The organism is Gracilibacillus sp. HCP3S3_G5_2 (genome assembly GCF_052063305.1).
GTDB lineage: Bacteria > Bacillota > Bacilli > Bacillales > Amphibacillaceae > Gracilibacillus.
Map to the genome: position 1 here is coordinate 190356 of NZ_JBQHXU010000004.1, position 12692 is coordinate 203047.

Annotated in this window: 9 protein-coding genes, 1 pseudogene and 1 riboswitch; of the genes and pseudogenes, 8 read left to right on the forward strand and 2 right to left on the reverse strand. The window is 38.8% G+C overall.

Features of this window, described 5'->3' with window-relative positions:
- Positions 1-78: 78 nt before the first annotated feature.
- From ACTNEP_RS07985 to cysC, 8 genes and pseudogenes are all read left to right on the forward strand, one after another.
- A pseudogene (locus tag ACTNEP_RS07985) lies at positions 79-651 on the forward strand (MFS transporter).
- 261 nt (positions 652-912) lie between these two features.
- Entirely contained in the window at positions 913-2274 is a 1362-nt protein-coding gene (gdhA, locus tag ACTNEP_RS07990; RefSeq protein ID WP_441161304.1) for an NADP-specific glutamate dehydrogenase, read from the forward strand.
- 422 nt (positions 2275-2696) lie between these two features.
- Positions 2697-3641, forward strand: a complete 945-nt coding sequence (locus tag ACTNEP_RS07995) for an aldo/keto reductase family protein (protein WP_441161306.1) — start codon at positions 2697-2699, stop codon at positions 3639-3641.
- Between the two features lie 106 nt (positions 3642-3747).
- Positions 3748-3861, forward strand: a riboswitch (SAM riboswitch).
- Between the two features lie 71 nt (positions 3862-3932).
- Positions 3933-4661, forward strand: a complete 729-nt coding sequence (locus ACTNEP_RS08000; RefSeq protein WP_441161307.1) for a phosphoadenylyl-sulfate reductase — start codon at positions 3933-3935, stop codon at positions 4659-4661.
- Between the two features lie 57 nt (positions 4662-4718).
- Positions 4719-6515 carry an assimilatory sulfite reductase (NADPH) flavoprotein subunit gene (locus ACTNEP_RS08005; RefSeq protein WP_441161309.1) on the forward strand — a complete coding sequence of 599 codons (1797 nt, stop codon included), beginning with the start codon at positions 4719-4721 and terminating at the stop codon, positions 6513-6515.
- Positions 6516-6527: 12 nt separating this feature from the next.
- Complete coding sequence (cysI, locus tag ACTNEP_RS08010; protein WP_441161310.1) at positions 6528-8240, forward strand: assimilatory sulfite reductase (NADPH) hemoprotein subunit; 1713 nt, start codon at positions 6528-6530, stop codon at positions 8238-8240.
- The gene (sat, locus tag ACTNEP_RS08015; protein ID WP_441161311.1) at positions 8240-9427 is read left to right on the forward strand and encodes a sulfate adenylyltransferase; all 1188 of its coding nucleotides are present in this window, start codon (positions 8240-8242) and stop codon (positions 9425-9427) included. Before cysI ends, sat begins: the two co-directional genes overlap by 1 nt.
- Positions 9424-10023: an adenylyl-sulfate kinase gene (cysC, locus tag ACTNEP_RS08020; protein WP_441161312.1), complete on the forward strand. Its 600-nt coding sequence runs from the start codon at positions 9424-9426 to the stop codon at positions 10021-10023. The genes sat and cysC overlap by 4 nt, the downstream gene beginning before the upstream one ends.
- A gap of 552 nt (positions 10024-10575) precedes the next feature.
- Here cysC and ACTNEP_RS08025 read toward each other — a convergent pair.
- Complete coding sequence (locus tag ACTNEP_RS08025; RefSeq protein WP_441161313.1) at positions 10576-11271, reverse strand: copper homeostasis protein CutC; 696 nt, start codon at positions 11269-11271, stop codon at positions 10576-10578.
- A 1-nt stretch (position 11272) separates the two neighbouring features.
- Positions 11273-12643, reverse strand: a complete 1371-nt coding sequence (locus tag ACTNEP_RS08030; protein WP_441161314.1) for a M17 family metallopeptidase — start codon at positions 12641-12643, stop codon at positions 11273-11275.
- Between the last annotated feature and the right edge of the window lie 49 nt (positions 12644-12692).

Genomic DNA, 12692 nt, shown 5'->3' on the forward strand with positions numbered 1-12692 from the left:
CTTCTGGAAATTTCGATTAATTCTTATATGTTTTCCTTTTCCAAATCAAGTAAAGTAAAGAAAAAGGCAGGTGAAGTTATGAAAAGGTTTACAAAACAAGGGAATAGTTGGATGTTTTACGATTGGGGAAGTTCTGCATTTTCTGTTATTATTACCACGGCTATTTTTCCCATTTACTATAAACCGATGCAGGGATCGCAGGAGCTGATTCTACCGCATATCCCGGGTATACCATTGCGATCTTTACCTTTATCCTAGCAATGCTTGGTCCAATCTTAGGAACGATAGCAGACTACAAGGGACTTAAAAAGAAATTCTTTATAAGCTTTATGGCAATGGGGATTTTTTTCGACTTTCGCTCTTATTTTCGTACCTGAAGGTCAATGGTTACTCCTCTTGATTTTCTTCACACTAGCTTCACTTGGTTCTACTGGTGCAAATGTTTTTTATGACGGTTTCCTCATATTTGGTAAGTTTGCATCAATTACAGGTCCACTGCTTTTAGGTGTTACGGCACAAATTACTGGCCGGTCAAATGCAGGTATTGTAAGTCTTATTGTGTTATTTGTCATTGGTATGATTGTTCTTTCTTTTGTTCCTTCCGACAAAATGTTTGAGACACCAGCAAAACCTATCTCAAATCAGCATTAATTATATCTCGCTTGAGCATTGTTTATGCCTATTTGGTATAATAAACTTTATGTTAACGAGATAATTTACAAATATTAGACAAAATTAATCTAGATGGAACAAAAATTGTTCTTCTATTCACCCCTGATAATCAACTTTATTTAAGTATTATCATCGCTCCCAACTCTACTTCACTTAACTTCTTTACACATAGTCAGTGAAGAGAGTGGGGACCGTTGTTTACCATGATAAAATAAACAGTAAGGAGAGAACAAAAAGGATATGACAAATGCTAACCAAGTTGCGCAAAATTATGTGAATGATGTATTCGAAACAGTCAAAAAACGTAACCCAAATGAAACGGAATTCCAACAAGCAGTAAAAGAAATATTCGATTCCTTAATTCCGGTATTCGAAAAACAACCCGTCTATATGGAACACAATATTCTCGAAAGAATAGTAGAGCCTGAAAGAATTGTATCTTTTCGCGTACCATGGGTCGACGACGAAGGAAAGGTACAAGTTAACCGTGGTTTCCGTGTACAGTTCAATAGTGCAATTGGCCCTTATAAAGGAGGGCTTCGTTTCCATCCATCGGTAAACGCTAGTATTATTAAATTCCTAGGCTTTGAACAAATTTTCAAAAACTCCTTAACTGGTCAACCAATTGGTGGCGGCAAAGGTGGTTCTGACTTTGATCCGAAGGGTAAATCAGATGGAGAAATTATGCGTTTTTGCCAAAGCTTCATGAGTGAATTGTCAAAACATATTGGACCTGACATAGATGTTCCAGCAGGAGATATCGGTGTAGGTGCACGTGAAGTTGGTTATTTATTCGGTCAGTACAAGAAAATGCGTGGTGGTTATGAAGCTGGTGTGTTAACTGGTAAAGGGATTAACTACGGCGGAAGTCTAGCACGTACGGAAGCAACTGGATATGGTACGGTTTACTTTGTACAGGAAATGTTAAAAGATAAAGGGGATAGCTTCAAAGGTAAAACAGTGGTTGTCTCTGGTTCTGGTAATGTTTCTACATATGCTATTGAAAAAGCAACAGAGCTTGGTGCCAAAGTTGTGGCGTGTAGCGATTCAAGTGGATATGTGTATGACAAGAACGGGATTAATCTAGAGACAGTGAAACGTCTAAAAGAAGTAGAAAGAAAACGTATTAAAGAATACGTAAACGAACATCCTGAAGCAGAGTACACTGCTGGCTTTGAAGGTATTTGGAACATTCCTTGTGACATCGCTCTTCCTTGCGCAACACAAAATGAATTAAATGAAAATGCTGCAAAAACACTTGTATCAAATGGCGTAAAAGCAGTAGGTGAAGGTGCTAACATGCCTTCAACACTAGAGGCTATAGATGTTTTCTTAGAGAATAATGTATTGTTTGGCCCTGCAAAAGCAGCAAATGCTGGGGGTGTAGCCGTATCTGCGTTAGAAATGGCTCAAAATAGTGCTCGTCTTTCTTGGAAATTTGAAGAAGTGGATGAAAAGCTACAGGATATTATGGCAAATATCTATAAAAACAGTATAGAAGCAGCAGAGGAGTATGGACAACCAGGTAACCTTGTTGTTGGTGCAAACATTGCTGGCTTTATCAAAGTAGCGGATGCCATGGTAGCACAAGGTGTTATCTAAACATCTTTGGTTCATTAAATTTTAAAAGTTAGCCAAGCTATTTTGTTATACAGCTTGTTAGGCAATAGTTCAGTAAAGTACTGAGCTGTTGCCTTTTTTGCTTTCATGTATTTGTTATTATCCTATTTTATACATGTTGGTCAAAGCCTGGAGCGCATCCCCCCTTCCCTGGTTCCTATATTACTTGTATAGCTTAAGGGTAGGACACATGTCAAAAGCGTTCGAACAAGCAACTAAATTCTCCTTCCATTGGGTTCATTCACCCTACAATAATAACACTATGCTTACGTATTTTGCTCCAAGCTAGACCACTACCTTCTTTTCTTCGTGATCTCCATAACAAACACCAAACAAATTATTCGCTTCTCCTCTCTCCATTTATTATAATGATGAAAACGCTTAATAACAGGAGGTTGTAAAACATGGAATATCGTCATTTAGGAAAAACAGGTCTGAAAGTAAGCGAAATTAGTTTAGGTAGCTGGCTTACATATGGTGGCTATGTCGAGGAAAAGAATGCAGAAGCTTCCATTGATAAAGCCTATGATCTCGGGATTAATTTTTTTGATACAGCCAATGTCTATATGCGTGGCGAAGCAGAAAAAATTGTTGGAAAAGCATTAAGAAAATATCCCCGCAGCTCCTATGTCCTTGCTACAAAGGTATTTGGAAAAATGGGAGATGGACCAAATGATCAAGGTCTTTCACGTAAACATATTATGGAGCAATGCGACGCCAGCCTACAGCGGTTAGGCCTCGATTATGTCGATATTTACTACTGCCACCGTTACCACCCTGATACACCATTAGAAGAAACATTACGTGCATTAGATGATCTTGTTCGCCAAGGGAAAGTATTATACATCGGAGTCAGCGAATGGACTGCCGAACAAATGACAGAAGCTATTCACCTTGCTGACCAAAAGCTGTTAGATCGCATTGTTGTCAATCAGCCAAACTATAGCATGCTTCATCGGTATATCGAGAAAGAAGTCATCCCTGTAAGTAAAAAGCATGGAATTGGCCAAGTGGTTTTCTCTCCCCTTGCTCAAGGTGTTCTAACAGGAAAATATAAAAAAGGAGAGGCTATTCCAAAAGATAGTCGAGCTGCTCAAGATAATTTAGATCTATCACGAGTATTAACAGAGAAAAACTTGGAAAAGGTCGAGGCATTGCAGGAAATCGCAGCTACCGAAAACCTTTCATTAGCACAATTAGCGATTGCCTGGATTTTACGCCAAGATAATGTATCAAGTGCCCTTATCGGTGCAAGTAAACCTGCTCAGATTGAAGAAAACGCAAAAGCAGCTGGTGTAAAACTTTCTCCAGATACAATTGAACAGATAGAAAATATATTACAACGGTAATCAATAAAAACCTAGTAACTTGGTATTATTTTTTACAGTTTTTTCAAAAAGACATTGACTTTTCCATTATTTGTGTATACTATGGTAGTAACGAACATAAATGGAATTCTTATCCAGAGAGGTGGAGGGGCAGGCCCTGTGAATCCTCGGCAACAGGTTCGCTAGCGTAACACTGTGCCAAATCCTGCGGAACAGCATATGCTGAACCGAAAGATAAGAAGGGAGAAATACACATTGCTTACCTTCTTATCTTTTGATAAGAAGGTTTTTTTAATGAGGAGGAAGCTATACATGCTGACTTATGAAAATTATTATGAAAGTCCATTAAACGGAGAGACACCTGACCCTCAAGATCCGACAAAAGGAGCACAGAAAATTTTAGAATGGGCATATCAAACGTATGGAAAGTCTTTGGTCTATGCTTGTAGTTTTGGAGCGGAAAGCATGGTTTTAATTGACATGATCGCTAAGGTGAAACCAGATGCTAGTTTAGTATTTTTAGACACTGGCCTACATTTTCAAGAAACCTATGACCTGATTGAGAAAGTCAAACAACGATATCCTTTATTAGATATCGAAATGAAGAAACCTTCCCTCACGGTAGACGAACAACGAGAGCAATATGGTTCAGCATTATGGAGCCGAAATCCAGACCAATGCTGTTATATCAGAAAAGTAAAGCCTTTAGAAGAAGCACTTAGCGGAGCTACCGCATGGATTTCGGGGTTAAGAAGAGCACAATCACCCACAAGAGCAAACACAGATTTCCTTAACAAGGATGAGCGTTTCCACTCCATTAAGGTATGTCCCTTAATTTATTGGACTTGGGAGGATGTTTGGGAATATATCGAAAAGCATCAATTACCATACAACAAGCTGCATGACCAAAACTACCCAAGTATCGGCTGTATCCCGTGTACATCACCAGTTACAGATGCTAACGATGAGCGTTCAGGGAGATGGGCTAACTTTCAAAAAACGGAATGTGGTTTACATGCTACTCCACCATCATCAAAGTAACTATTTTTTTATCACCAAATGCAAGTAAGTCTATCGGATTAATTAAAAGAGGTGAAAATGTTGACATTACAAGTGGTAAACAGTCCGTTTGATGAAAAACAGACGGAAATATTGAATCAGATTCTACCAACACTGACAGATGCACAAAAAAATTGGCTCGCTGGATATTTAGCCGCTTCCCAATCATCACAAACCGTGACAACGGCTGAACAGCCAGCACCTGCTCAAGTGGAAACCCGTACCGTCACCATTTTATACGGATCAGAAACAGGTAATAGTCAAGCACTAGCAGAACAGCTAGCTAACCAGCTAAAAGATATCCAGAGGGATGTTACAGTTTCTAGCATGGATGACTTTAAGCCAAAGAAACTAAAAGAGGTAGAAGATTTACTCATTATCACAGCAACACACGGTGAAGGAGATCCTCCTGATAATGCGATTCAATTCCATGAATATTTGCACAGCCGTAAGGCACCAAAGCTTGAAAAGGTAAACTTTTCCGTTTTGTCACTTGGCGATGAGTCCTATGAGTATTTCTGTCAAACAGGCAAGGAATTTGATAAACGATTAGAAGAATTAGGCGCTACCAGAATACATCCTCGGGTTGACTGTGATGTCGATTATGATGAACCCGCTGAAGAATGGATCTCAGATGTACTGACTGTGCTAAAAAAAGATGCCGGAAATTCGGTGAATACAGCTGCAACCAGTCCCACACCAGCTGAACAGCCAATTTATTCTAAGAACAATCCTTATACTGCTGAAGTATTAGACAATATCGTTCTTAGCGGCAAAGGATCCAACAAAGAAACTCGACATATCGAAATTTCTTTGGAAGGTTCTCATCTCAGTTATGAACCAGGAGATTGCTTAGCAATTTTTCCAAAGAATGACCCTGTTTTAGTCAGGGCAGTTATTGACGAACTGAAATGGAATGCTGAACAGACAATACCGATTAATAAACAAGGAGAAATTCGTTCGGTGCAAGAAGCCCTCACCTCGATTTTTGAGATTACGAGAATTACGAAAGGCATGTTAGAAAAAGCAAGCAATTATTTCGATAACGAAAAACTACATGAATTAGTTAAGGATGCAGAAAAAAGCAAAGCTTATATGGATGGACGTGATTTATTAGATTTAATTATCGACTTCCCACCAAAGCAACTAGATCCAACATCTATTATGCATTTTTTAAGAAAAATTCCTGCTAGACAATATTCTATTTCCAGCAGTTATCAAGCAAATCCTGATGAAGTTCATCTGACAGTGGCAACAGTAAGATACAACACACATGGTCGTGAGCGAAGTGGTGTATGCTCAGGAGAAATTGCGGACCGCATTAAACCAGGTGACCAGTTGAATGTCTATGTACACAAAAATCCGAATTTCAAATTCCCAATGGATGAGGAAACACCGGTGATTATGATTGGGCCTGGTACGGGAGTAGCACCATTTAGAGGTTATATCGAAGAACGGGAAGAGTTGGAATTAAAAGGAAAAACATGGCTTTTCTTTGGTGATCAACATTTCCGCACTGACTTTTTGTACCAAGTTGATTGGCAAAATTGGTTAAAGCAAGGTTACCTAACGAAAATGGACGTTGCCTTCTCAAGGGATACGGAACAAAAAATATATGTGCAACATCGCATGCAAGAGAAAGCAAAAGAATTATTTGAATGGATCGAGGCTGGTGCACATCTTTATGTTTGTGGTGATGAAAAAAGAATGGCAAAAGATGTGCACGAAACTATACTCTCGATTATTAGCCAAGAAGGAAACCTTAGTGAAGAAGACGCAAAAGAATATGTTAATAAATTAAAACAAGAAAAGAGATATCAACGTGATGTGTATTAAGGGGGAACAAAAATGGTAAACGATCCAAATAAACTGGACCCGATCGAAAAGCTAAAAGAAGAAAGCCGTTTTCTAAGAGGCACCATTAAAGAAGGGTTACAAGACCCAATTACCGCTTCGATTTCCGACGATGATACAAAACTATTAAAGTTTCATGGAAGCTATCAGCAGGATGATCGCGATATTAGAGATGAACGACGGAAACAAAAGCTGGAACCTGCCTACCAGTTCATGCTTCGTATCGCAATTCCAGGTGGTGTCGCAACTCCTAAGCAATGGCTAACAACAGATGAGCTAGCTCAAAAATATGGCGATCATACGATTAAACTGACAACTCGTCAAGCTTTTCAACTGCACGGAATATTAAAATGGAATCTAAAAGAGACAATTAAAACGATTAATGAAGCATTGATGACAACAATCGCCGCATGTGGAGATGTTAACCGAAACGTCATGTGTAACCCGAATCCTTACCAATCTGAAGTCCACCAAGAAATTCAGGATTGGGCACAAAAAATCAGTGATCATCTTTCTCCCAAAACAGGTGCCTATCATGAAATATGGCTAGATCAGAAGAAAATTATTGATTCTAAAGAGGAAGAAGAGCCGATTTATGGGAAAACTTATTTACCAAGAAAATTTAAAATCGGTATTGCCGCACCACCTTCTAATGATGTTGATGTATTTTCACAAGATATCGGGCTGATTGCCATTATAGAAGATAATCAAGTACAGGGCTTTAATGTCGTAGTCGGCGGCGGAATGGGATCCACACACGGCAACACCAATACCTATCCACAACTAGGGAAACTTGCCGGATACTGCTCAAAAGAAGATGTCGTAAATGTTGCGGAGAAAATCGTCACCATTCAACGAGATTTTGGTAATCGCTCCGACCGTAAGAATGCTAGATTTAAATATACAATCGACCGTAATGGACTTGATTGGTTTAAACAAGAGCTTGCAGAACGACTTGGATGGGAGTTGGAAGAGGCAAAAGACTTTCATTTCGACCATAATGGTGACAGATATGGCTGGATAAAAGGAAGTAACAGATGGCATCTAACACTTTTTGTAGAGAATGGCAGAGTAAAAGATACAGATGACTATAAACTGATGACAGCTCTCCGAGAGATTGCCAACATTCATACCGGGGATTTCCGCTTAACACCGAACCAGAATTTAGTTATCGCTAATGTCACTGTACAGAAAAAGAAAAAAATTAATGAGATTCTTGACATGTATGGAATCAGAGAAGGAAAACAATACTCCGGTTTACGAAAGAATTCAATCGCTTGTGTTGCTTTACCTACGTGTGGATTAGCAATGGCAGAATCAGAGCGTTACTTACCTTCCCTTATTGATAAAATAGAAGATCTTTTAGCAGCAGAAGGCTTGAAGGATGAAGAGATCGTAATCCGGATGTCAGGATGTCCAAATGGCTGCTCACGACCAGCTTTAGCTGAGATTGCCTTTATCGGTAAGGCACCAGGGAAATATAATCTGTACCTTGGCGGAAGCTTTATCGGTGATCGTCTAAATCAACTTTACCGCGAAAACATTGGCGAAGAAGAGATTCTAGCAACCTTAAAAGATATTTTTAAAGATTTTGCGAATAACCGTGAAGCAAAAGAACATTTTGGTGACTTTGTTGTCCGCAAAGGCTATGTGGACGAAGTGTACGACGGCCAAAACTTCCACCGTGACACGAAAGGAGTTTTATAATGGTAGCTATTAAAGAACAAACAAAAGAAACAATCGAAGCACATGGTGGCACTTTAATCAATTGTGAAGCAAAAGGTTCAGAACGTGAGAAGTTATTAAAAGAAGCGGAAACATGCAAAACATTAACGATCAATGCTTGGAGTATTTCAGACCTTGAACTAATTGGTATCGGTGGGTTTAGTCCCCTTACAGGCTTCCTCACGAAAAAAGATTATCTTGAAGTAGTTGACAATCTACATTTGGCAGATGGTACGGTTTGGAGTATTCCAATCAATTTAGCAGTAACGGAAGAGGAAGCAGACAACTTAGACATCGGAGAAAAGATCGCACTTTATGGTGAGGATGGAATTCTTTATGGAACATTGGATTTAGTAGAAAAATATACCTATGACAAGGCAAAAGAGGCACAAGCTGTTTATGGAACCACAGACGAGGCGCATCCCGGTGTTAAAAAGCTTTATGAGAAAGGTAATGTCTATTTAGCTGGCCCAATCACCTTACTAAATCGTCCATCACACGATCAATTCAAAGATTTTCATCTGGATCCTTCAGAAACAAGACAGCTTTTTCAAGATTTAGGCTGGAAAACAGTTGTCGGCTTCCAGACGAGAAACCCAGTTCATCGTGCGCACGAATACATTCAAAAATGTGCCCTGGAATCCGTCGACGGTCTGTTATTAAATCCATTAGTTGGCGAAACAAAATCGGATGATATACCAGCAGATATCCGGATGGAAAGCTACCAAGTAATTCTCAAGCATTATTATCCAAAAGACCGCACTCGTCTTGTCATTTATCCTGCTGCCATGCGTTATGCAGGTCCGCGTGAAGCAATTTTACATGCAATTGTCCGTAAAAATTACGGCTGTACACATTTTATTGTGGGGCGTGATCATGCCGGTGTCGGTGATTATTACGGAACGTATGAAGCACAGGAATTAATCTCCCAATTTGAAGCAGAGCTTGGTATTCAAATCTTTAAATTCGAGCATGCTTTCTATTGCCAAAAATGCGAGAACATGGCTACACAGAAAACATGTCCACATGATAAATCCGAACATGTACATTTAAGCGGAACAAAAGTAAGAGAAAAGCTTCGCAATGGTGAAGCCTTACCACGGCAATTTTCAAGACCAGAAGTTGCGGAAGTATTAATCAAAGGTTTACAAAGGGGTACAAACGGATGACAAAAACGAACAACATCGTATGGCATGACTCAGCTGTAACCAAACAGGATCGCATCAAACAAAATAACCATCAAAGCCCAGTACTTTGGTTCACTGGACTTTCAGGTTCAGGTAAATCTACGATCACAGTGGAGCTGGAGAAAGCACTTTTCGAAAAAGGCATTCGAGCCTATCGCTTAGATGGTGATAACATTCGTCACGGACTAAACAATAACTTAGGATTTAGTCCGGAGGATCGCAAAGAAAATATTAGACGGATTGGTGAAGTAGCAAAATTATTAAATGATGCTGGTTTAATCACCCTTACCGCTTTTATCTCGCCTTATCGTGAGGATCGTGATAATGTTAGAAACCTTCTAGTTGATGGCGATTTTATCGAGGTATATGTGAAATGCAGTCTTGAAAAGTGTGAAGCACGCGATCCAAAAGGACTTTATCAAAAAGCACGCGCAGGAGAAATCAAAGGTTTTACCGGCATTGATGCACCATATGAAGAGCCTGTTTCTCCTGAATTAGTGATTGATACGGAAAATAGCACAGTGGAGGAGGCGGTAAAAAAGATATTAGTATATTTAAAAGATAGACGTTATATCTAAATGATTTTCCTCCATTTTTATCTACCAACTAAAAAAATAGGGGCGGACATAGCTCAATAGAGAGAATGAGAATCCGAACAATCCGCCTAGCGCAGGTAAAATACGGACTCCTACAGGTCGGCTAAGTTCGGTCACGTCCTGTGACCAACGCCGACACTTGAACGTCCTGCTCTTCTAAATAGCATCAGTTAAAAGCCCGTGCCTTTGGAAAGCAAAGTATCTTGCCGTAACGGTGAGAGCATACAGATAATAACGTTCGGATTTTTCCCCTTCTTCACTACTCACTTGTCTCCGTTTCTATTTTTATTTGGAAATGAGAAATGTAGATTCCCTAAAATTTTTTATAGGATTATTCGAGAATAGCTTTTCAGTTTTTCATTTATCTATTTTTCACTACGAAAATACCCCCTATATTATCAAGTAAATACAGGGGACTTTTTTACAATTACAGACTAGTTGTATGAGTTTTTCTGACAATGTTTTTGTATACAGCGAACTTTTTTATAGAGCAAAATCTCTTCAACTCGTCAGTGTGATCAATCGTGTTCTATCTCAACCACCCTTAATGGTAGACTTAATTGTAAGAATGCTTTCATGGTCAAATGTCTTTTGAAATGATCCATTCAATCGGACACCTCTTCCAAAATGATATTCATCTGCTTGAATAAAAGAGTGTAAGGACGAAAAGTTTTCTACTTGTAATCCTGAACCTGGCATTATAGATGGACCTTTGATAGATCTTGATTGTTCGACAAGTACTTTCAGAACACCTTTTCCTTTCATACAATCTTCTTTACCACCTGACGTCAATATACGTTCAATGTTTCCCGAATATGGTACTAAACTATGGAAAGCTTCCATTACATCACGTGACGCATCAAAAGCACGGTGAAATGTAAAGCGCGCGTGTGGATAGATTGCTATTAGTTCATCCAATAATTCCTCATCTATAGTACCATCCTTTTTTAAAGCACCAAAAACAAAATTAGTTGCACCAACTTCTATCATTTCTTCAATCGATTGCTTAATGATATAGACGTCTTCTTCAGAATAACAGAAGCTTCTGGCATGTGGTCGAATCATCACTTGAACCGGTAAGGATATCTGTTCAAGTATTTCTTTCACTATTTGAACATTCGGTGTCAGCCCACCTTGTTCTATTGCAGACACTAGCTCAAGTCTATCTACTCCTGCTTTTTCTGCTTCCATGGCATCTATTACGTTTTGTACTATTACTTCTATTATCATTTCACCTAACTTCTTTCCTTATAAGTTCTGTTAATAATCGGACACCAAAGCCACTAGCACCCTCCACATAATACCCACTGGCATCAACTGACTTTACTGTATTAGCCATGTCAATATGGTACCACTTAACATCTTTTTCTATAAAGGAATGTAGAAAAATAGCGGCAGTTATCGCTCCACCAAAGGGTGTAGTTGTACTATTTTTCATATCGGCGGTTTCACTTTTAAGAAGACCCTCATATTCTTTGGTCACTGGCATTGGCCATATATGATCTCCAGTTTCCTGACTAATACGTGTATATTCCACTAAACTTTCTAACCTATTACTAAATAATCCTGCTACTTTCAATCCTAAAGCATTGCCTATTGAGCCGGTTAATGTAGCTATATCAGCGATCCATTCCGCACCTTGAACTTGAGCATACAATAACCCATCAGCTAAAATTAATCGACCTTCAGCATCTGTATTAACAACTTCTACAGTCTTACCATTTTGGTAAGTAATAATATCTGATGGTAAATAAGACGTGCCACTAGGTACATTTTCAACTAGTGGAATAATACCAGTCAAATCAACTTGCATTCCCACACTTTCTATTAATTTCATCGCTCCTACAACAGATGCAGACCCACCCATATCCATCTTCATATCGGTAATATCATTCGCATGCTTTAAATTGATTCCACCTGTATCAAACGTTACCCCTTTACCCACTAGTGCCATCTTTTTCTTCCCTTGATTTTGATAGGTTAGAAGGGCTACTTTGGGGAAATCATTGCTACCTTTTCCGACAAAATAGGTAGCATGAAAGCCTTTTTTACGTAATTCTTCTCCATGAAGAATGTTTACGTTTACTTCCGTATCCTTAAATATTTCGATTAATCGTTGTGCATATTTAGTAGGTGTTAAATTATTTGCAGGTTCATTACATAAATCCCTTGCCAAATCAACTGCTTGTACTACTCTTAAAGCCTCTTCTTCTACGCCTCTGTATTCTTCCTCATACAACAAAGTAATCTCTAAGTGTTGTGAATTTGACTTGTAAAGGTTAAAACGATAACCAGCTAAATGCCAACCTTCTAAAAAAGCCTTAACCGTATCTTTTGCTGGCATAGAACGGATAAAGTCAATGAGTGGTTTAAAAGAGACCTCTAATTTACTGATTAAATATTCTTCTACTTTTTTCCGAAGATTTCCGGCCATTACTTTAATCGTTTCAAGTGAAGGTACTTCTTCGTTAAGACTAATTAAAAAGATTGCTTGACCGTTCTCGTATATGAAATAACTTGCACCAAACTGTTCTCTATGTTGTAAAAAAGGATAGGAGGTGATATCTTTCTTACTACAAAGGAATTTAACTTTAGCTTGCATGCAGAAACCTCCTTTCTCATTCGATATCTCACATTTTCCTATCTTATCC